The 20983-nt window shown below is 59.1% G+C and carries 20 protein-coding genes; 9 read left to right on the top strand and 11 right to left on the bottom strand.

Features of this window, described 5'->3' with window-relative positions; all coding sequences use genetic code 11:
- Positions 1 to 89: 89 nt before the first annotated feature.
- The 5 genes from MHZ89_RS15380 to MHZ89_RS15360 all read right to left on the bottom strand — a co-directional run bounded on the left by MHZ89_RS15380 (position 90) and on the right by MHZ89_RS15360 (position 3119).
- Complete coding sequence (locus tag MHZ89_RS15380) at positions 90 to 2060, bottom strand: replication endonuclease (RefSeq protein ID WP_311783753.1); 1971 nt, start codon at positions 2058 to 2060, stop codon at positions 90 to 92.
- Positions 2060 to 2284 (bottom strand): TraR/DksA C4-type zinc finger protein, encoded by a 225-nt coding sequence (locus tag MHZ89_RS15375; protein WP_126690381.1) that lies wholly within the window; start codon positions 2282 to 2284, stop codon positions 2060 to 2062. The genes MHZ89_RS15380 and MHZ89_RS15375 overlap by 1 nt, the downstream gene beginning before the upstream one ends.
- Complete coding sequence (locus tag MHZ89_RS15370; RefSeq protein WP_311783752.1) at positions 2284 to 2502, bottom strand: DUF2732 family protein; 219 nt, start codon at positions 2500 to 2502, stop codon at positions 2284 to 2286. The genes MHZ89_RS15375 and MHZ89_RS15370 overlap by 1 nt, the downstream gene beginning before the upstream one ends.
- Positions 2503 to 2572: 70 nt before the next feature.
- Entirely contained in the window at positions 2573 to 2893 is a 321-nt protein-coding gene (locus MHZ89_RS15365) for a hypothetical protein (RefSeq protein ID WP_269949823.1), read from the bottom strand.
- 7 nt (positions 2894 to 2900) lie between these two features.
- Positions 2901 to 3119: a hypothetical protein gene (locus MHZ89_RS15360; protein ID WP_311783751.1), complete on the bottom strand. Its 219-nt coding sequence runs from the start codon at positions 3117 to 3119 to the stop codon at positions 2901 to 2903.
- A 103-nt stretch (positions 3120 to 3222) separates the two neighbouring features.
- Between MHZ89_RS15360 and MHZ89_RS15355 the strand changes: the two genes are divergently transcribed.
- From MHZ89_RS15355 to ddlA, 3 genes are all read left to right on the top strand, one after another.
- Positions 3223 to 3837, top strand: a complete 615-nt coding sequence (locus MHZ89_RS15355; RefSeq protein WP_311783750.1) for a phage repressor protein CI — start codon at positions 3223 to 3225, stop codon at positions 3835 to 3837.
- Between the two features lie 108 nt (positions 3838 to 3945).
- Positions 3946 to 4281, top strand: a complete 336-nt coding sequence (locus MHZ89_RS15350; RefSeq protein WP_311783749.1) for a hypothetical protein — start codon at positions 3946 to 3948, stop codon at positions 4279 to 4281.
- 79 nt (positions 4282 to 4360) lie between these two features.
- A complete protein-coding gene (gene ddlA / locus MHZ89_RS15345; protein WP_311783748.1) occupies positions 4361 to 5455 on the top strand; it encodes a D-alanine--D-alanine ligase in 1095 nt (364 codons plus the stop codon).
- 21 nt (positions 5456 to 5476) lie between these two features.
- On the opposite strand, the gene MHZ89_RS15340 is transcribed toward ddlA, so the two are convergent.
- From MHZ89_RS15340 to MHZ89_RS15325, 4 genes are all read right to left on the bottom strand, one after another.
- Positions 5477 to 6901 carry a diguanylate cyclase gene (locus tag MHZ89_RS15340; RefSeq protein WP_311783747.1) on the bottom strand — a complete coding sequence of 475 codons (1425 nt, stop codon included), beginning with the start codon at positions 6899 to 6901 and terminating at the stop codon, positions 5477 to 5479.
- Positions 6902 to 7261: 360 nt separating this feature from the next.
- On the bottom strand, positions 7262 to 8737 hold the full coding sequence (locus MHZ89_RS15335) for a SulP family inorganic anion transporter (RefSeq protein WP_311783746.1): 1476 nt from the start codon (positions 8735 to 8737) through the stop codon (positions 7262 to 7264).
- Entirely contained in the window at positions 8734 to 9354 is a 621-nt protein-coding gene (locus MHZ89_RS15330; protein WP_311783745.1) for a carbonic anhydrase, read from the bottom strand. Before MHZ89_RS15330 ends, MHZ89_RS15335 begins: the two co-directional genes overlap by 4 nt.
- 583 nt (positions 9355 to 9937) lie before the next feature.
- Entirely contained in the window at positions 9938 to 10747 is an 810-nt protein-coding gene (locus MHZ89_RS15325) for a 5'-nucleotidase, lipoprotein e(P4) family (RefSeq protein WP_311783744.1), read from the bottom strand.
- A gap of 100 nt (positions 10748 to 10847) precedes the next feature.
- Here MHZ89_RS15325 and MHZ89_RS15320 point away from each other — a divergent pair, with 100 nt between their 5' ends.
- Together MHZ89_RS15320 and MHZ89_RS15315 are read left to right on the top strand one after the other, a co-directional pair.
- Positions 10848 to 11561, top strand: coding sequence for a polyphenol oxidase family protein (locus MHZ89_RS15320; protein ID WP_311783743.1), 714 nt, complete (start codon positions 10848 to 10850; stop codon positions 11559 to 11561).
- A 106-nt stretch (positions 11562 to 11667) separates the two neighbouring features.
- Positions 11668 to 13683 carry an FAD-dependent oxidoreductase gene (locus tag MHZ89_RS15315; RefSeq protein ID WP_409373291.1) on the top strand — a complete coding sequence of 672 codons (2016 nt, stop codon included), beginning with the start codon at positions 11668 to 11670 and terminating at the stop codon, positions 13681 to 13683.
- Here the strand turns inward: MHZ89_RS15315 and rlmG are convergent, their stop codons facing one another.
- A complete protein-coding gene (gene rlmG, locus MHZ89_RS15310; RefSeq protein ID WP_311783742.1) occupies positions 13684 to 14802 on the bottom strand; it encodes a 23S rRNA (guanine(1835)-N(2))-methyltransferase RlmG in 1119 nt (372 codons plus the stop codon).
- A gap of 81 nt (positions 14803 to 14883) precedes the next feature.
- On the opposite strand from rlmG, the gene MHZ89_RS15305 reads away from it, so the two are divergent.
- Entirely contained in the window at positions 14884 to 15387 is a 504-nt protein-coding gene (locus tag MHZ89_RS15305; RefSeq protein WP_120454911.1) for a M48 family metallopeptidase, read from the top strand.
- Here MHZ89_RS15305 and MHZ89_RS15300 read toward each other — a convergent pair.
- Positions 15384 to 17072: a chloride channel protein gene (locus MHZ89_RS15300; RefSeq protein WP_311783741.1), complete on the bottom strand. Its 1689-nt coding sequence runs from the start codon at positions 17070 to 17072 to the stop codon at positions 15384 to 15386. The genes MHZ89_RS15305 and MHZ89_RS15300 overlap by 4 nt on opposite strands.
- Positions 17073 to 17219: 147 nt before the next feature.
- Between MHZ89_RS15300 and MHZ89_RS15295 the strand changes: the two genes are divergently transcribed.
- The 3 genes from MHZ89_RS15295 to sstT all read left to right on the top strand — a co-directional run bounded on the left by MHZ89_RS15295 (position 17220) and on the right by sstT (position 20906).
- Positions 17220 to 18212, top strand: coding sequence for a Gfo/Idh/MocA family oxidoreductase (locus MHZ89_RS15295; RefSeq protein ID WP_311783740.1), 993 nt, complete (start codon positions 17220 to 17222; stop codon positions 18210 to 18212).
- A 254-nt stretch (positions 18213 to 18466) separates the two neighbouring features.
- Complete coding sequence (locus MHZ89_RS15290) at positions 18467 to 19438, top strand: TerC family protein (RefSeq protein ID WP_311783739.1); 972 nt, start codon at positions 18467 to 18469, stop codon at positions 19436 to 19438.
- Between the two features lie 235 nt (positions 19439 to 19673).
- Complete coding sequence (gene sstT, locus MHZ89_RS15285; RefSeq protein ID WP_311783738.1) at positions 19674 to 20906, top strand: serine/threonine transporter SstT; 1233 nt, start codon at positions 19674 to 19676, stop codon at positions 20904 to 20906.
- The last annotated feature ends 77 nt before the right edge of the window (positions 20907 to 20983 follow it).

The following is a 20983-nucleotide window of genomic DNA, read 5'->3' as shown; positions in this document are numbered from 1 at the left end:
GAATACCGCCTGCTTAGGCTATTGATATAGCGACTTTTTTAGCGAGAGCGCCACTAAGTCAAATGGGTAAAAAAAGCAGAAAAAGCGCCTTATGGCGGCGCATTTTGTCCGCATAACGCCCCCTTGCGGAGCGGTTTTGTCCGCTTTTGAGACGCCGGTTCGGCATAATGATTTAACCGCGCTAATACGCCTGCCCGACTTAGCGTCCGCGTACAGTTAATGACAGAACTCCAAGCTGACGCTTTCGGCTCCACGTTCTCAACCTCTGGCTGACGCTTCGGCACCAGCTTCCAGCTCACCAGTCGGGTCAGCAGCGGTTTTTCTTCGCCCGCTTCGGTGCTGTATACGCCTTTAATGCGCGAGATCTCTTCGCCCCAGCTATTAGGTTGTTCGGCGTTTTGATACCAGACGCGCACCGCCAGCTCGTCGCGGCGCACAAACGGCCCTCCCTGCGCGTTAACGTAGGCGGCCCAGTCGCCGCTGTCCGCCGCCTCGCGCGCCTCGGCCAGATCCTCGCTCAGACTGCGCAGGCTCTCTCCCTCCGTCAGGCGACGCAGCTCGCGCCAGACGGTTACCGGTGCGCCGCCGACAAATTGAAACTGGCGGATATGCCAGCGTCCCGCCCAGGCGGAAACCGCTGCCGCGCAGTCGCGCAGGCTCTCGCCGCTCTCGTTATCTCGCTCGCCGTCCAGCGCGTAGCCGTCGATATTTTTGGCGATATATTTGGCGATATAGCCGGTAGCGCTGCCCTTTTGCGGGTCGATCGCCGTCGTGTGGAAACGAGCCTTGCGCGCTTTTTCGCTGGTCAGCTCTTCGTGGTCTTGCTGGCAGGCGTATTCCGTCAGGATCTGGCGTACCTGCGCGGACTGCTGGGGGCGCATAAACAGCAGCAGATGCCAGTGCGGCGTGCCGTCATGGTGTGGTTCAGCGACGCGGATGCCGAACAGGCGGATCTGCTCTCTATGCAGTCTGGCGCGCACCTTCTGCCAGAGCTGGCAAAGGTAGCGCTGCGTTTCAGCCGGGCTGGCGCCGCGCCATTTCGGATTGTGCTGGCCGCTGCTGAGCGTAGCGTGATAGCGCGCCGGAGCGGTCAGGGTGCAGAACTCGCCGACGTAGCCCATAGCATTGCAGATGTTTTCAAAGCCGCGGATACGGGTCATCAGCTCGCAGCGACGGATCGCAGGGTTGGCGACGCTGCCGTCATGCTTGTCGATCAGGCTGATGCGGTTGCCCTCTTCGTCCTCCAGCTCCATGCCCTGTAAAAAATCGCGGGTACGGCGCTTCTGCTCACGCCATTCAGCGATGGTCATGCGGCTGGCGTAAGGCGAACTTTTTTTACTGACGTGCGCCAGCGCGATCTGCAGATGCTCGCGCCAGGCGGCGGCGATACGGCGCAGACGCCCTTTCCACCAGGTCTCTCCCTGCATCCGCATAATGGCTGGCGTAACCTCTTCCGGCGCGAAGAGGCGCGTCGTGACTTTCTGCCACAGGGGCGGCGTCTGGCGGAATTCACGGGTGATGGTTGCGGCGGTAAGGTAAAGGCGGTGGCTGTAGCGCCAGTCCGACTCCTCACCGTTCTGCGCATGCAGCTGTACCAGCTCGGCAAAGATAAAGCTGGCGATATCGCCCGCCAGCAAATCGACATCGGCGCGCGACATATCGGGCAGCCGGTTAAAACGTCGCATCAGTTCCCACAGCGCACCTGCCGCAGCGGCGGCGCCTTTTTCCTGTGCGGCGTGGCCGCTCAGCAAGGTGACGGTGCCACGACGCATCTCGCCCAGCCGATACTGCGCGCTGACCTGTTCAATACGCGGCAGCAGGCGATCGGCGAAGGTCGTCGTCAGATAGCTCGCGGCAGAGGCTGCGCCTCGTCCACTCTCCATCTGAGCGTGACGCAGCCTGATGGCGCGCTGCACCAGCGCCGGCTGTTGCTCCAGCGCGATCCATGCCTGCGATAGCGCAGCCATCTGGCGGCTGCGCTGTTGCATCTCGGCGTGAGTGGGATAAGGCGAGGCGATAGCCTTACGCGGCGCGTTCCAGGGCCAGCTGTAGCGCTGCATTATATGCCGCCCTGATAGTGCCGCCCGCGCAGTTCGGCAATCTCCTGACAGGCGACGCAGCGGGAAACGCCGGTGACTGCGCGTCGACGCGCTTCGGGAATGGCGCTGTCGCACTCCTCGCAGAAGAAGGCGCTTACGCCTTTGGGCCGTTGGGTAACGGCAGCGATATCCAGCGCCAGCTGCTCCGCCTGACGCTGCTGCTCTATATCCATGGTATCGACCATCAGTGCAGCTCCTGTGATTCATCGCGGTAGCGCTGCGCTTCATGGCGGATCAGCTCGGCGGCCTCAATACCGCTTAGTCCCTGGCGGCTAATATGCGTCGCCATCGCGGCCAGACGACTGGCGACGGCCTGCGCGCGGCCTCTGCGTTCGTCGTAACGCGCAGCGGTTAACAGAGCGCTCAGTGCATCGGTTTCAAGGTCAGGGTTAGGGTGTCTCATTTCATCTCTCCTGAATTTGGGCAAAGCGAAGCCCGACGGGTTGACGTCATCAATGTGCGGTTAAGGTCAGTTATTCAGACAGATACTGGTCTGCGTCAGAAAAAGAGCGAGGCAACAGCCTGCCCCAGCGCACCATTTTGTTCATTGCGGCAATGATCAGCTCACGCCGGGCCTCATCGAAGGATTCAAAGGGGTTGCCGACCTCCTGAAGCCGGAAGCTGCCGGGTCTTTCCCGGTTCGCCAGCGTCAGCACGCAGAACTTAAAATCATCGTTTTGCCGGTTGAAGGCGACCAGCGCCGGGTTACGGCTGTTGTTGCGCATCTGACGCCAGCTTTTACGAAACTCGTCAAAGCTCATTGCTGCAACAGGTTCAGGCTGGCTATTCATCATAAGTGAGTCAGACCGGCTGAAAATTAACAGAAAAAGAATATCTCCCTTTCATTGCCCGGTAAGATCCTTTCAGCACGCTTTTTTTCGCCGCAGCGCGGCTGTATGCGGCGGCGAAAATCGCTGTTAACGCGCGGTATGCCTTAATAAAAAGCGCTGAAACAGGACGTTTTACGCCAGTCCGTAATAAAAGGAGGACAGCTATGGCATTTGTAATGTCAGGCCTCATAGGGCATCATCTCCAGTTAACGTAATGTCACTCATATGCGATAACATTCACAACGCAGTGATGCTAATTCAAATATGTTAGTAACACAAGAGGAAGCTCAAAAATGTTAGTCACTAATTTTAACGGGAGCGGCGGGGCTATCCTCGACAGACTGATTCAGGCCTATGGGTTTAAACAAAAATCACAGTACGCTGAGCATGTTGGCCTCTCCTCAAGCAACCTGGCAATGCGTTATAAAAGAGACGCTTTCCCCGCCGATCTGGTGGTGCAATGCCTGATTGACACAGATGCCGAGCTGAACTGGATCCTCTATGGTCAGGGAAACCCGCCCAGCGCAGTACAATCGCTGGCAGCGGAAAAGGGCAATGAAAATCGCCCGTTAAAAAGTCTGACGGACATTGAGCGGGTAAAATTAACAAATGGTGAACTCAAGCCTGTTGATTTTGTGACTCTGGAAAACAAACTTTTTCTGGATAAGGTGGCGGCCAACAGCGATCTGCTGGCGGTCATCGAAGGCGAGCAGCAGTACATCATTAACCGCAGCTATAAGACGGTCGTGGACGGGAAATGGCTGCTGGATATTGAAGGCATGGCCAGCCTGCGTAATCTCTCTCGTCTGCCCGGCGGTCGCGTCAGGATTAGCGGCGGCGATGCAGAGTTCGAATGCGCGCTGAATGAGATCTCCGCGACGGGAATTGTCGTGATGACGTTGATTTAAAAGCGGTGCGCTTTCCCAGTCGATAAGCGCAGCCCTTTACCGTACCGATCTCAGGCCCCGCGATCCACGTGATACCCCCCTTTGCACCAGCGAGCATAATTCATAGCCATGACTTCCAGACTTAAAATCATTCTTCCGCTTCTTATTATCTTCGTAGCCGCCGCCTGGTACTGGCTTACGCCTCACTACAGCAAAGAGGACGAGGCCTACTACGTCTCGGTGTTCTGCGCCATCCACCATGAAGAGAGCAGTCGCTTTATGGCAGATATGCGCACCGTTATTGAAGGCGGCAACTCTGACTACGCCCTGCAGAAAATTCATTTCCAGCCGCGCCTCGGCGAACAGGTGGTCAAAGCCTGGCAGAGCCTGAACGCAGAGCAAAAGGCACAGGCCAGCACCGACGCCACTCAGTGCCGCAACCTGCTCGCTGATGCATTAAAGTAAGCGCCCCGCGCGATGCCGTTACAGGGCGAAATCCGCGTGTTATCTTGTGGGTTTCGCAACATCTTTCAGGCAAGCTCTAATGACAAAACTGCGGGTAGGCATTGTGTTCGGCGGCAAATCGGCCGAGCACGAAGTATCGTTACAGTCGGCTAAAAATATCCTTGATGCGATTGATAAAACGCGTTTCGAGCCGGTGCTGTTAGGCATTGATAAACAGGGTCAGTGGCATCTGAATGACGCCTCGAACTTTCTGATCAACGCGCAGGATCCGGCGCTTATCGCGCTCAACCGCGGCGGCGAAAGCGTGGCGCTGGTGCCGGGCGAGTCAAAGCAGCAGGTGATCGCCCGTCAGAGCGGCCACGCGTTGTCGCAGATCGATGTTATTTTCCCTATCGTACACGGCACGCTCGGCGAAGATGGTTCGCTGCAGGGATTGCTGCGTATGGCGTCGCTGCCCTTTGTTGGCTCTGGCGTGCTGGGTTCGGCGGTCAGCATGGACAAAGACGTCACCAAACGTCTTCTGCGTGACGCCGGGCTGCAGGTTGCGCCCTGGATTAGCGTGACGCAGGCGCAGCGGTCGCGCATCCAGGCGTCTGAGGTAGTCGCGCAGCTGGGCCTGCCGCTGTTTATCAAACCGGCCAATCAGGGTTCATCGGTCGGCGTCAGCAAAGTAGACACTGTCGAAGCGTTCGATAGCGCGCTGGATCTCGCCTTCACCTTTGATCGCAAAGTGCTGATTGAAAAAGGGATCAAAGGCCGTGAAATCGAGTGCGCAGTGCTGGGTAATGATGAGCCGCAGGCAAGCCCGTGTGGCGAAATAGTGGTGCACGACGCCTTTTACTCCTACGAGACCAAATATATCAGCGAAACCGGCGCGCGGACGCAGGTGCCCGCAGCCATCGACGCTGAGCGCAGCGAGGCGATCCGCGCCGTGGCGATCAAGGCGTTTCAGGCGCTGGAGTGCAGCGGTATGGCGCGCGTCGACGTCTTTCTGACGGACGCAGGCGAGATTATCGTTAACGAGGTGAATACCCTGCCTGGCTTTACCAACATCAGCATGTATCCCAAGCTGTGGCAGGCGGCGGGAGTCGAATATCGCGAGCTTATCACTCGCCTGATCGAGCTGGCGCTGGAGCGTCATCAGCAGACCAGCCAGCTAAAAAGCAGCGTATAAGAGCGAGCGCGACGGGGTGATTTACGCCACGTCGCTGGCCAGCGTCAGGGTGCGCCAGGCAGGCGAAGTCTGGTTGCGCCCGTTGCGTTTGGAAAGATAGAGGTTTTTATCCGCGGCGGAAATGAGCTTATTCACCACGCTGTGCCAGCTGCGATCTTCACCCGCCCTTCCCTGCGCCAGCCCCAGGCTGGCGGTTACGGTAACCGTATTGCCCTGCAGCCAGAACTTCTCTTTGCCTATCGCCTGCCGCACTGCCTCTGCCAGCCGGTAGAGCTGCTCAGGCCGGGCGTCGAACAGCACGATAGCGAACTCTTCGCCGCCGAACCGGCAGATGAAACCCTGTTTACCCACCACTTTCTGCATCCGCAGCGCGATCTCCTCCAGTACGCCATCGCCAGCGTCATGGCCGAAGTTGTCGTTGATGGTTTTGAAATAGTCGATATCCAGCAGGATGACGCCAACGTTACGCTCGGCGGAGAACGGCTCCTCTTTCAGGCTCTCGTAAAGCCCGGAGCGCGACAGCAGCTGGGTCAGAAAATCGTAGTTGGCGCGCAAAGCGAGCCGCTGGTTAAGCTGGCGCACCGCATCCATACTGACGGCGACAATCAGCGGACTGATGGCGACCGTCGCCACGCCGAGGCGCGCCGAAGTCAGATGGCTTAAAGGCAGCAGGTTGTCGTTGCCCTGAATGTTCATTACGCCGTGTGAGACCAGCACGATTTCGCTGATGCCGGTCAGGAGTATCACTAGGCTGGTTACCGGGATCGGCAGCACGATGGCGCACCAGATGAGCGCCGGAACCGGAAACGTCAAACTGCCCGCGCCGCCAATCATGGCACCGACCACCAACGACAGCAGCACGCTCAGCAGCGGCAGCCATTTACCCGGAGAGAGCAGCGTGGCGAACGACAGGCTGCGCCAGTTGCGCGCGAGTAAAAACGGCAGCAGCATCAGGCCGGTTGAGAACTGTTCGCTGAACCAGTCGCCCCAGGCGGTGGCGAAGCGGGCATCGAAGCTCATATTCTGCGCCAGGCCGCCCCAGGTAGCACATGCGAAGGCGGCGAGCAGACAGGCGGGAAAGATGCGCAGCGCGTTGCTGATCTGCCTGCGGTCGGAGTCGCGCAGGTAGTGTTTTACCAGCATAGAGACGGAAATAACGATAAACAGCAGGTTAGCGGCGTTCAGCGTGACGGCGGGCCATGCCCAGCCGGAAAATACCGTGTCGTTCACCACCATGGCGGCGAAGCTGGCAAGGTAGTAGCGAAAGCGATGCAGAAAAGGATGACGAACGATAACGGCAGCGACGATGGCGTTCACTGGCCAGAATAGCGATAGCTCGGCGGGAATACGCAGATGACTGCCTAAAAAACAAAACAGCAGGGTGATCAGAAACAGCGAAAAGACATTCTTTGTAGTCTTGTGCTCTGCAAACAGCTTAACGCGCATAGGTCTGAACCCTGTAGCCTGTAAATTCTTCGCTCCCTGCCCGTCCCGGACGATCGCAGAATGCCATTAAACCGCATTCGCCGTCCGGGCAATTCAGCGAATAAACGGCAGGGATTGACGCTACTCATCATCTGGGTTGCGCCGTCTGGCTTTCGGCGCGCCAATTATGCCCTAAATTAATAAAATCGACCCTCCGGGATATCTGATTTTTAAGCGTTGTCAGTAAGGGAGCCGCGGCGGGTGGCAGGGCCCAATCGCAAAGACGCAAAACGGCACCCCTGCCAGCTCGGCCCGCGACCTCCCTGTCGCGGGACGCTTTGCTCTCCGTGTCCTGCCACGGCCTGAAAAAGTACAACGGCGTTACTTCACCGCTACCGGCCACTGGCTGAGGCGAATGCCGCGCTTATTCGCGCTGTCGCCGAAATCTTTCAGCACCGCTTTTACGTCTGGATCCAGATACTCGGCGTTATCGTGATCCACAATCACCACGCTGTTTTCCGGGATCTCAGCCAGCAGCCCCTGTAGCTTCGGGTTATGCAGAAAGGTCAGATTCTGCTGGAAGCGCAGCACATAGTGATCGTCATAGCGGGTCAGCTGTAGCGCATTGCGGTGGCTCTTATACAGGCTAATAAGCATCTGCGTCGCCAGACCGATGCCAATGCCCGACAGCATGCCAAACAGAATAATGCCGCCAATGGTGGCGAGGAACGGCACGTACTGCTGCGCGCCCATGCGGAACTGCTCAATGAACAGGCGCGGCGTCGCCAGCTTATAGCCGGTATAGAGCAACACCGCCGCCAGGCTGGCCAGCGGAATGGCATTCAGCAGATCGCTGAACCACAATCCGCAGATCAACAGCAGCACGCCGTGAATAAGAATAGAGAGTTTGGTCTGCGCGCCGGTGCTGACGTTCACCGAGCTGCGCACAATCACCGCCGTAATCGGCATTGCGCCCAGCAGACCGGCACTGAGGTTGCCGATGCCCTGCGCGAACATCTCCCGATTAGGCGACGGCGGCGGGTTCTTCGGGCGTAGCTTCTTCAGCGCCTCCTGGCTCAGCAGCGTCTCCAGGCTGGCGACCAGCGCCAGCGTTACCGCCACCACCCAGACCGACGGGTTTTGCCACGCCGTCCAGGCTGGGCTCTCCAGCTGCGCCGTCAGCGCTGAAAGGCTGTCGAACGACGGCAGCGCGATGCGCGACAGCTCGTTCGCCATCTCCGGCATCAGCCGTCCGCCAAATAGCGTTGCGGCGCAGCCAAACAGCACCGCGACCAGCGGCCCAGGTATCCAGCCCAGCGCGCCAGCCTTCTTTATCAGCGGCGTGGTCCATAACCACAGGATCGCCAGGCTGCCGCCAGCAACCAGCATCGCAGGAACGGAGAAAGCCGCAGCGCCGCTGGCGAACCCTGCCAGCCCCGCATCGCCCTCAATGCCGAACGCTACCGGGATCTGCTGGATAATCAGCAGAATGCCGATGGCCGCCAGCATTCCCTTGATCACGCTGCCCGGCACCAGCGAGATAAACCGGCCGGCGCGCAGCAGGCCCAGACCGCACTGCATCAGGCCCGCCAGCACCAGCGCGGTAAGAAAAGCGCTGAAGCTGCCGAGCGTTTCAATTGAGGCGACGACGATAGTGACCAGCCCCGCTGCCGGGCCGCTGACGGCAAAGCGTGAAGGACTTAACGCGGTAACCAGCAGCCCGCCGATAACCCCGGTCAGCAAGCCGGCAAACGGCGGCAGTCCGCTCGCCTGCGCGATGCCAAGACAGAGCGGCAGCGCCACCAGAAAAACCACCAGACCGGCAGGAATATCCTGACGAAGCGTACTTACATTCATGGCGAAGATTCCTCTGCTGATTGCTGGATTAACTCTTTAAGATGGCCCGACTGCAGATCGTAAACGCAGCCGAAGAGATCTAATGTCTGGCCCGCTCGCCACGCGTCGCGCACCGGCGCGGTGGCGGCCAGACGGGAGAACTGCGCCAACACGTTTACCTCAACCAACTGGTTCAGCGTCTCGGCTGTTGCTTCCTGCTCATCGGGCAAACTGGCGCCCAGCGCCTGTCGCAGCGCGGCGATACGTCGCGCCAGCGCTGATGTTTCCTGCGCCAGCGGGCTTTGCGGCAGGTTAAGCGCCGCCTGAACACCGCCGCAGCCGTAATGGCCACACAGCACGATGCGTTCTACGCCGAGATAAATGATGGCGTACTGCAGCACGCTCATCAGGTTGTCGTCGCCGTCGACCACCATATTGGCGATATTGCGATGGACAAAGAGTTCGCCGGGATGCGAGCCGGTCAAAACCTCGGCCGGTACGCGACTGTCTGAGCAGCCAATCCAGAGTGAGTGCGGTTTCTGTTGATGGAGGTATTTTTCAAAATAGTCAGGGTTACGTTCGCGGCGCTGGAGCGCCCAGCTGCGATTTTTCGCTAATAAGGGTTTCAGTGTCGTCACATTCGTCTCTCTCAACAACCGGGAAGGAAATATACAGGCGAACAAGGGAGTGAACCGGCTCACAGTTAACTACTGGCAGTCAGAAAAACAACGCAGTTCATCACAGAAATTGTTTATAGCCGTTTATGATTAAGGATGCATGCGTAATTTTTTATAAGCCAGAGCGGCGCGAGTTTTGTAAATATTAATTCAGCCGAGGTAAATTAAAGGTAAAGCTAATTAAGCAGAATCAATTCCGGAAGAAAAACAGGCATCAATAAAATACAATAATATCATACTATTAAAATAGGCACATAATTAGAATGCCTTTTACAATGACAAATAATTACACTTAGCTTTGCTGGCCTGTTGCTCACACTCAATTAGTGACGGCACTTTAATGCAGAAAATTCCGAATTAATTCGCTAATCAATAGTGATTAAAACTGGCGATGAGCGAAAAAAGCAGTGCAATACGCTTAATAACTGCCGCTTTAAAAGTAAGAGATAATTAAATTAGTTTGCAGTGAAATAATTCCCCCTGAACGTAAATATCAGCGACAAAAATAAAGAGCCTGTTATCGCAGGCTCTTTCGCTTGACGAATTATTTACCGTTCCACGCCCTCAGCCGCGCATCGCGCGTTGAGAGCTGCTGTTGCGGCGTCAGCTTATTGTAATTATCCGCCATGCCGCTCTCCCAGTCGCCATAGAGTGGATTCGGCAATACGATAAATCGGGTGCCGAAAAGCGGGTGATTCTGGCTGACAAAGGCGCGACGCTGCGCGTTGCCCTGGTGCCATGTCGCCTCGCCGAAATCATTCAGGTTATCGCCGACGTAGAGCACCACGTTATAGCCCGCCGCTTTGATAGCGTCAAAACGCGCCTGCTTGTTTGAACTGCCGGTGCTGAGACGTACGGTCTGCGGGTTAACCTGCGGAAATCCGAGCTTCGTCAGGTTAGCGACCGTGGCGTCATAATCCTTCTGGTCGCGGTTCGACACGTAGAATAGCGTGCCGCCGTGTGAAGTAACGTAGTGGGCGAAATCGACCGCGCCAGGCACTGCCAGCGCCTGCTTCGCTCGGGTCCATTCCGACCAGCTTTGCGCGCTGAACGGCTGCCCGTTTTTCGCCTGCCAGGCGCTGTAGGCGCTGTTGTCGATCATGGTCTCATCCAGATCGACAATCACCGCCTTAGGCTTGCCGGTCAGCGAAGGCGCGGCGTCAAAGGCGAGACGCGCGCCGTTGAAGGCCTGCCACGTCAGGGCCTGGTACTCGCCGGACTGCTGAAACCAGTTAAGCGCCATTACTGACTGCTGGCCGAGCTGTTGCTGCGCATTTTGCGCCGACTGCGAGGCGCAGCCCGACAGCATCAGCGCCATCAGGCCGCTGGTCAGCAGCGTTGCGGTCATTTTCATCTTGTTATCCTTAAGCCGGAAAAGTAGAAGTAGGTAACGCTTTCAAAATGTAGCAGTTAACCTAAGCTGAATGCAGCCAAACGCCTCACAGGAGATTCATATGGGAATCCGCGTACGCTCTACCCTTCTTGATGCGCTGGAGTGGGTTGAATATGCCTTCCAGCCCGCAGGCGAAGCGCCGCCTGACGATGTCGCTTACGGCCATCAGCGCCACAGCGCGACGGTGGTAGATGACGCGGACAACGTGCCGCCGAAAAGCTGCGAATCGGATGGCATTATCGGCTTTGGCGAGCGGCCGGTGGCGGTCTACACCGCCGACTGCCTGCCGGTGCTCATCGCTGATACGCAGCAACGGCGCGTGGCGGCGGTGCACGCTGGCCTGAAAGGCACGCTGGCGGGCGTACTGGATCGTGCCGTGGCGCGGCTGTGCGAAGATGGCGCCTCGCCGGATGGCCTGTATATCGCCATCGGCCCGGCCATTGCGCCCTGCTGCTACGAACTGGGCGAGGAGATGCTGTCATCGATCGCGCAACGCTTCTCTGGCTCGCTGTCGCACTGCTGGCACCGCGAGCAGCCACATAATCCGTTCGCCGTCAGGCCGCAGGCGAAGGCTACGCAAAATGGCGTCTGGTTCGATCTGCCGCAGCTGGCGACGGAGATCCTCCTGAAAACTGGCGTACCTGCGGAAAATATCGAAAACGTCGGTTTTTGCACCTACTGCATGGCGGAAAACGGCTCCAGCTATCGCCGCAACACCCACTTTAACAGCGGCTATCAGTCGCGCTTTTCATGGATACGCCGTCGGGGCAGCTAAGGCCCGCTTTTTTGATGCGCCTCACAGCGCAGTAAACTTTCACTTTTTTTTAACATCACGGCAGCTACATTACACTCATCCGACCACTTACCTGAGTGATGCCGCCGTGAAGAGTCACGCCTGTCCTGCCCTGTTCGCCCCGCTCGATTTGGGATTTACCCAGCTGCGCAACCGCTTCCTGATGGGATCGATGCATACCGGGCTGGAAGAGCATCCCGACGGCGCGCAGCGTCTCGCCGCTTTTTATGGCGAACGCGCGCGTGAAGGGGTTGCGCTGATCGTCACTGGCGGCGTAGCGCCCAATGCGCAGGGCGTTACCATGAAGCATGGCGCGATGCTCACCTCGCCTGACCAGTGCGGCTGGCACCGCCAGATTACTGACGCCGTACATGCGCAAGGCGGCAAAATCGCCCTGCAGATCCTGCATACCGGCCGCTACAGCTATCAAAAAGATCTGGTCGCGCCCTCAGGGATCCAGGCGCCTATTAACCCTTTTCTGCCGCAGGAGATGGATGAGCAGGCGATCCTGCAAACCATCAGCGACTTCGCCCGCTGCGCGCAGCTGGCCCAGCTCTCAGGCTATGACGGCGTGGAGATCATGGGCTCTGAAGGCTATCTGATTAACCAGTTTTTAGCGCCGCGCACCAACCAGCGTAGCGACCGCTGGGGCGGCGACGCACAGCGCCGTCAGGCCTTTGCCCTCTCCGTTACCCGGGCGATACGCGACGCCGTGGGCCGCGACTTTATTGTCATTTTTCGCCTGTCGATGCTGGATCTGGTTGAAGATGGCAGCTCGCTGGCAGAGACGCTGGCGCTAGCCGAGGAGCTGGAGAAGTGCGGCGTTACCCTGTTCAATACCGGCATCGGCTGGCACGAAGCGCGCGTTCCCACTATTGCCACCTCGGTGCCGCGCGCGGCCTTCGCCTCGGCGGCACAGCGTTTGCGCCAGCATGTCTCAACGCCAGTAATCGCCACCAACCGCATCAACCACCCGCAGGTCGCCGAGCAGCTGTTGCAGAGCGGCTGTGCCGATATGGTGTCGCTGGCGCGTCCGTTTCTCGCCGATGCCGCCTTCGTCAGTAAGTCCGCGCGCGGCGCGGCGGAGAGCATCAATACCTGTATCGCCTGCAACCAGGCCTGTCTCGACCAGATTTTTGTCGGCAAGATTACCTCCTGCCTGGTGAACCCGCGCGCCTGCCATGAAACGCTGATGCCGGTTACGCCCTGCGCCACGGCGAAGCAGATCGCCGTGGTGGGTGCGGGCCCTGCGGGGATGGCCTTCGCGCTGCAGGCGGCGCAGCGCGGTCATCGCGTGCGTCTCTATGAGGCCGCAGCAGAGATTGGCGGCCAGTTTAATATCGCGCGCCAGATCCCCGGCAAAGCTGAGTTCAGCGAAACCCTGCGCTATTTCGCCCACCAGCTCGCCGCCGCTGGCGTCGAGGTGCGTACCGGCTATCGCGCGACGGCGGAGAGCCTGCAGGATGCCGATGAAATAGTGCTGGCGACCGGCATCCAGCCGCGCACGCCTGACATTCCGGGTATCGATCATTCCAGCGTACTCAGCTACCTTGAGGTGCTGCGCGACAAAAAACCGGTAGGCCAACGCGTCGCCATTATTGGCGCGGGCGGCATCGGCTTCGATACCGCCATGTATCTCTCTCAGCCGGCGGAGCAGCAGACGACTGAAAGCTTTTGCCGCGAATGGGGCATCGACCTGACGCTGACGCAGCGCGGCGGCCTGCAGCCTGCGCAGCCCCTGCCCGCTGCGCGCGCTATCTGGCTGCTGCAGCGCAAACCGGGCAAACCGGGCGCGGGGCTGGGTAAAACCACTGGCTGGATCCATCGCGCCACGCTGCAGGCGCGCGGTGTGCACATGTGGGGCGGCGTAGAGTATCTGGCGATTGATGATGAGGGATTACACCTGCGCCGCGACGGCGCGGTGACGTGCGTGCCGGTGGATAACGTCGTTATCTGCGCTGGGCAGGAGCCGCAGCGCGAGCTGGAAGCCGCGCTGCGCGCGCGCGGCAAAGCCGTTCACCTTATCGGCGGCGCCGACGTGGCGCTGGAGCTGGACGCGCGCCGGGCAATCGCCCAGGCCGTACAGCTGGCGCTGACTATCTGATCAGCGCATCTTTACCGCGCGCAGCACCACAAACTTCTGGTTCGACGCCACCAGCGTGCAGTTGCCAAACAGCTTTTTCAGCTTGTGATGATAGTCGAGGTGGCGGTTGCCGACGATGCGCAGCTCGCCGCCATACTGCAGGCAGCGTTTGGCGTCGCGGAACATCTGCCATGCCAGATGATCGGTTACGGCGTGCTGCTGGTGGAAAGGCGGATTGCAGAGCACCGCGTGCAGGCGGTCTGAAGGGTAGCCGCTCAGCACGTTGTTGACGCGAAACACGCAGCGCGTCAGGTCCTGCGGACGGTTCACCTCAACGTTAAGCTGGCTCGACGCCACCGCCATATAGGACTCGTCGAGAAAATGCACTTCAGCCTGCGGATTGCTTTCCAGCGCCATCAGGCCGATCACGCCGTTGCCGCAGCCGAGATCGACAATCTCGCCCTCGATATTTTCCGGCAGGTGCTGCATAAAGAAGCGCGCGCCGATATCCAGCGACGTGCGGGAGAAGACGTTGGCGTGGTTGTGGATCTGATAGGGCGTCTCATCCAGCGGCCAGACGGTGGTCGCCGCCTGCGGTGCCAGCGCGGGCGCGCTGAAGTGGGTATAGATCAGACGCGCCTTTTTCCACGCCAGCGAGGTGCGGGTTTCGCCGAGGATCTTCTCGAACAGCTGCAGCGTGGAGTTATGGATCTCTTTAGCGCGCGCCGCCGCCAGGATCACCGTATCGGCGGTCACCACCTCTCGCAGAGCGCGCAGCTGCTGCTCCAGCAGCGCCAGGGTTTTCGGCACCTTAATCAGCACAGCGGCAGGCGCAGCGGGCAGCGCATCGAGGCTGCTGAGAAAATGCACCTCGCCGTCGTCAAGCGCGTTAAGGCGCAGGTTTTGCCGCGTCGCCTGCTGGCTGAGCCAGGAGTCGCTGACGTGCCAGACCGGACGCGGGTTAAGCGCGCAGGTGAGCGCGCCGAAGCTGTCATTGAACACCAGGATCGGCCCTTCCGGCAGCGACTGCTGCAGCAGATATTCATCCGCCGCGTCCCACGCCTGAAGCGGACTCTCTTCACGCATTTGCGGGAAACGATGCAGGATCAGGGTGCGATCGACTAGTTCAAGTTGGCTCATGAATTCTCCGGCTGGTACAATCTGGCTGTTTTACGCCCCAAAAGGGGGGCGCAGTATACTGTCTTTCGCCGGGAATCCCTAATGTCCTCACTTATCTATCTGCAGGGTTATCCTGAGAACATCCTTCAGCAGGTTCAGACGCTGATCGACCATGAAAAGCTTGGCGCTTTTTTGCAGCAGCGCTATCCCGACACGCACGATATCGTCAGCGATAAAGCGTTATATGACTATACCCAGGCGCTGAAGAATCGCTTTATGCGTAACGCTCCGCCGATCAGTAAAGTGATCTGGGATAATAAAATCAAGGTCATGAAACATGCGCTGGGCCTGCATACGGCGGTGTCGCGCGTCCAGGGCGGCAACCTCAAAGCCAAGGCGGAGATCCGCGTCTCCACCTTTTTCCGCCTCGCGCCGGAGCCTTTTTTGCGCATGATCGTGGTGCACGAGCTGGCGCACCTGAAAGAGAAGGATCACGACAAGGCTTTCTATCAGCTCTGTTGCCATATGGAGCCGAACTACCATCAGCTGGAGTTCGACGCCCGGCTCTGGATGACGGATCAGGCGATGCGCGGCAACGCAGCCTAGAGAAACTCCTGCGCTTTCTGGATCAGACTGGTTTTGGTCAGCGCGCCGAGAAAGCGCCTCTCCTGCGGATTGTTGAGCACCGGCAGTCGCTCCAGCGTTACGCGGGCAAACGCTTCCCATCCCTCGCGCATGCTTTGATTCTGGTAGACGACGGGAAAGTTATCGTCCATAACCGTGGCGACCGGCGAATTCAGCGTGATCTCCTGCGCCAGCACCTTACGCGCGATGTCGTGAATCGAGACCACGCCGAGAAAAGCGCCCGCCGCGTTGATGACGTAGACGTAGCGCTCGCGCTTCAGCGAGCTGACCGCCAGCGCCTGGCCGACCGACTCCTGCGGCTGCAGCGCCGCGCCGGGAATAATCAGCTCCGCCACGCGCATATTGTCGAAGTCATATTTGGCTTCTGAGCGGTTAAAGTGGTTGCCGACCACCGGATAGGTGCTGGTGGACTGCAGGCGATAAACCACCATCGAGGCGAGTACGGCGGCTATCATCACTGGAAAGAGCAGCGTGCTGTTAAGGGTCATTTCCAGCACCATCAGGATCGCCATCAGCGGTGCCTGGCTGACGGCAGCCAGCACCGCGGCCATGCCGATGGCGGCATAGAGCAGCACGTTACCGAGCGGCAGATGGAGCGCTGCGCCCAGCGTCGCCAGCGCCACGCCGAGCAGCGCGCCGATCAACAGCGATGGCGTAAAGAGCCCGCCCACTGCATTGGAGCCGACCGACAGCGTAGTCGCCAGCGTCTTCAGCACCAGCAGCAGCAGCAACCCCGGCAGCAGATAGTCGCCCGCCATAATTTTAACGATCACTTCGTAGCCGTTGCCGAGAATATCGGTAGAGATAAGCGCCAGCACGCCCACCGCCAGCCCGCCCGCGCCCAGCCGTAGCGGCAGCGAACGAATATGGCTGAACAGCGCCTTGCTGCGTGCGATAAGCTTAATCAGCAGCCAGCCCGCCAGCCCGGCGATCAGGCCAATCACCACTGTTACCATCAGGCTGCTGACGTCCATCTGAAAGCTGGCGTCCGCTAGCGGATAGAGCGCGTTGCGGAATCCCAGCGACCACATGGTCATTACGGCAACAGACGAGGCGATCACCAGCGGGATCAGGCGCTGCAGCGCCGAAATGCCGAAGGCGATCTCGGCGACGAAGATTGCCGACGCCAGCGGCGCATGGTAGACCGACGAGAGTCCGGCGGCGGCGGCCATCGCCACCACATCGCTGTTTTTCAGATTCAGCGAGGCGGGCATCCAGCGCCCCAGCACGCTGCCGCACAGCGCGGAGAGCTGCACCATCGGCCCCTCTTTACCGATCGAGGCGCCTGAGCCGATGCTGGCTATCGAAGAGAGCGCGCGGAACAGCGAGGTGCGGGTCGGCACCGCGTCGAGCCGCGCGTTAATCACCTCAAGGTAGTCAGTCTTTACCGTCTGCTGCTGTTCGATGCTCACCGCATAACGCAGGAAAAACCCCGCCAGCACGCCGCCCGCCCCCACCAGCAGCGGCCAGAAGATCCACGGCCAGACGTGCATCGCCACGGTGATCTCATTGCTGCTGCCGAACAGCAGACGGTTAATCAGTTCAATGATGCCGCGAAACGCCAGCGTCACCAGCGACGCCGCCAGGCCTACCGGGATCGCGACCATCAGCGTGGTCCAGTTCAGTGCGTGTTTACTTCCTTTCAAGCGCTTTCTCCACTTTTTTCAGCCCGTCGCCGTTGCGTCATCACTATATTGGAAGGCGGATCGCAGGATCAAATTCCCTTTCTTTCCGGCGCTTGCGCCCGGTCTGCGGCGTGCTACTCTGCCGCTATTTGCCGCAGGAGAGCCAACGTGATCCGTTTTGCTATTGTGGGAACCAACTGGATAACGCGCCAGTTTATCGATGCCGCGCACGAAACCGGCCAGATGCGCCTGAACGCCATCTTTTCGCGTACGCAGCAGCAGGCGGAACGCTTCGCCGAAGCCTGTCCCTGCTCGCATCTCTTTACCTCGCTGGAGGCGCTGGCCGCCAGCGATCTTATCGACGCGGTTTACCTGGCTAGCCCGAACGCCCTGCACTGCGAGCAGGCGCTGCTGTTTATGGCTCATGGCAAACATGTTATCTGCGAAAAGCCGCTCGCCTCTAACCTGCGCGAAGCGGAGCAGATGATCGCCTGCGCCCGGCAGCATCAGGTGGTTTTGTTTGAAGCGTTTAAAACCGCCAGCCTGCCCAATTTCGCGCAGCTACAGCAGGCGCTGCCCGCTATCGGCCCGCTGCGCAAGGCGCTGTTCAGCTACTGCCAGTACTCGTCGCGCTATCAGCGCTACCTCGACGGTGAAAATCCCAATACCTTTAATCCGCGCTGGTCGAACGGCTCGATAATGGATATCGGCTACTACTGCCTGGCGACAGCGGTGGCGCTGTGGGGCGCGCCGCAGGCGGTAAAAGCCAGCGCCGCGCTGCTGGCCAGCGGCGTTGACGGCCACGGCAGCGTGCTGCTCGACTATGGCGACTTTGACGTCACGCTGCTGCACTCCAAAGTCAGCGACTCGCGTATTCCCAGTGAAATTCAGGGCGAAGCGGGCTCGCTGCTGATCGAAAAGCTATCGGAGATGCAGTCGGTTAGCCTGGTGCCGCGCCAGACCGCCGCGCAGCCGCAGGATCTGAGCCAGCCGCAGCATATCAATACCATGCTCTATGAAGCCCAGACCTTTGTGCAGCTGGTGCGGCAGCGCCGCGTCGATCATCCTGGGCTGGAAACATCGCGCATCACCGCCGCGCTGCTGACCGAGATACGCCGCCAGACCGGCGTGGTTTTTCCCGCTGACGACCACGCTGTGTAAATATGTCTAAATATTAATGGCTCGCTATTGCCTCTTGCAGGGTCAGCGCCTATCTTAACTGCCAGCAAAGGGGAGTAACTTGTAAGCTGAACGATCGTCATTACGATGCGCAAGCATCCGGTCGTCAGGCAACCCGGAATCTGATTCTGCGTTGTAAGTGAGACCTTGCCGGAAGGCAAGGTTTGCTTACATCCCTGTAAAGCGGCTGATGTCTTCTGACCTCAGCCGTTTTTTATTTCAGGGCAGGAAAAGTTATGCAGACGGTAGGAACGCCTCTTCTCTGGGGCAGCTTTGCGGTGGTGGTGCTCATCATGCTGGCGATCGATCTCTTTTTACAGGGACGGCGCGGCGCGCAGACCATGAGTTTTAAACAGGCGGCGGTCTGGTCGCTGATTTGGGTATCGGTGTCGCTGCTGTTCAGCGCCGCCTTCTGGTGGTATCTCGAGGGCAGCGCCGGTCGGGAAGTCGCCACGACGCAGACGCTGGCGTTTTTAACCGGCTATGTGCTGGAGAAGGCGCTGGCGGTCGATAATGTCTTTGTCTGGCTGATGCTCTTCAGCTACTTCTCGATCCCCGCCGCGCTGCAGCGCCGCGTGCTGATTTACGGCGTGCTGGGCGCGATTGTGCTGCGCACGATTATGATCTTTGCGGGCAGCTGGCTGGTAACGCAGTTTAGCTGGATCCTCTATCTGTTCGGCGCCTTCCTGCTGCTGACCGGACTGAAGATGGCCTTCTCCAGAGAAGAAGATGAAAACGCGGTGGGCGACAAGCCGGTGGTACGCTGGCTGCGTAAACATCTGCGCATGACTGACGCGCTGGAGGGGGAGAAATTTTTTACCCGTAAGAATGGCGTGCTGTTTGCGACGCCGCTGCTGCTGGTGCTGATTATGGTGGAGCTGAGCGACGTAATCTTCGCGGTCGACAGCATTCCGGCGATTTTCGCCGTAACCACCGATCCCTTTATCGTGCTGACCTCTAACCTGTTCGCCATTCTCGGCCTGCGCGCCATGTACTTTCTGCTGGCTAACGTCGCCGAGCGCTTCTCCATGCTTAAGTATGGCCTGGCGATCGTGCTGGTCTTTATCGGTATCAAGATGCTCATCGTCGAGTTCTACCATATTCCGGTGGCGATCTCGCTGGGCGTGGTCGGCGCCATCCTCGGTTCAACCCTGTTGATTAACGCCTGGGTGAATCGCAAAAGCGACCAAAAACAGCGCTCGCAATAATCCGCTACAGGGGCAGGTAATGCCCCTGTTTTATTTTGCCAGTCACTGGTGCGACATTTCATCGCTCTGTCACACTTCCTTCATCCAGCATAATAGAAATCCGATCCCCCTCGCACAGACAGAATTATCTCTTTCCTCGCCCGCTCTTTTCCTTATACTCCGCCGGGCAAACCGCTTCAGGCGCGTTAATCGACGCCCTCTGAAGCCACATCCCGCTACAACCTAAAGAACAATTATGCAGAACTCTCTTTCCGGTCGTCTGGGCGCGTTACTCGCAGGAAGCCTGGTAAAACAAATCATGGTAGGGCTGGTGGCCGGCGTGGCGCTGGCCTGGGTCTCGAAGGATGCCGCGCTGGCCGTCGGCCTGCTGGGCGAACTCTTCGTCAGCGGGCTGAAAGCCGTTGCGCCGCTGCTGGTACTGGTGCTGGTGATCGCTTCTATCGCCAGCCATCAACAGGGCCAGAAGACCAATATCAAACCTATTATCGCGCTCTATCTGTTAAGCACCTTTTTCGCCGCGGCGATCGCGGTGATGTTGAGCCATCTGATGCCGCAGACGCTGACGCTGGCGGTCGGCAAAACTGAAATTACGCCGCCGTCGGGCATAACCGAGGTGCTGCGCGGCCTGCTGATGAATATGGTGGCAAACCCGATTACCGCGCTGATGGAAGCAAACTACATCGGTATTCTGGTGTGGGCGATCGGCCTTGGCCTGGCGTTCCGTCACAGCTCGCCCGGCACCCGCGCCCTGCTTAACGATGTCTCACATGCAGTGACCTGGCTGGTGCGCTGCGTAATTCGCTGCGCGCCGGTCGGCATTTTCGGTCTGGTGGCGTCGATTCTGGCCTCTACCGGCTTTGGCGCGCTGTGGCAGTATGCACATCTGCTGGGGCTGCTGCTGGGCTGTATGGCGTTAATGGCGCTGGTGGTCAACCCGCTGCTGGTCTACAGCAAGATCCGCCGCAACCCCTATCCGCTGGTCTTTACCTGCCTGCGCGAAAGCGGCGTGACCGCCTTCTTTACCCGCAGTTCGGCAGCCAATATTCCGGTGAATATGGCGCTGGCGAAACGCCTGAATCTGGATGAGGATACCTATTCGGTCTCTATTCCGCTGGGGGCGACTATCAGTATGGCGGGCGCATCCATCACCATTACCGTGTTGACGCTGGCGGCGGTGCATACGCTGGGTATTCAGGTTGACGTGTCGACCGCGATTCTGCTGAGCCTGGTGGCATCGCTGTGCGCCTGCGGCGCGTCGGGCGTAGCGGGCGGTTCGCTGCTGCTGATCCCGGTAGCCTGTAATATGTTCGGCATCCCCAATGAGCTGGCGATGCAGGTGGTGGCAGCCGGTTTTATTATCAGCGTACTGCAGGACTCCGCCGAAACGGCGCTGAACTCCTCTACCGATATTCTGTTTACCGCCGCGGTTTGTCAGGCTGAAGCCGAGCGCGAAGCCAGCCGGGCTTGATCTTGCAGATAGCTCAGTAGCTTGAAGAGCGGGTGGCAGGGTACGAGGAGCAAAGCGTTCCATGCCACCCGCTCCCC

Origin of the sequence: Pantoea sp. ACRSB (assembly GCF_022346905.1) — a bacterium.
Lineage (GTDB): Bacteria > Pseudomonadota > Gammaproteobacteria > Enterobacterales > Enterobacteriaceae > Pantoea > Pantoea piersonii.
This window is presented reverse-complemented; position numbering and strand designations above follow the sequence as displayed.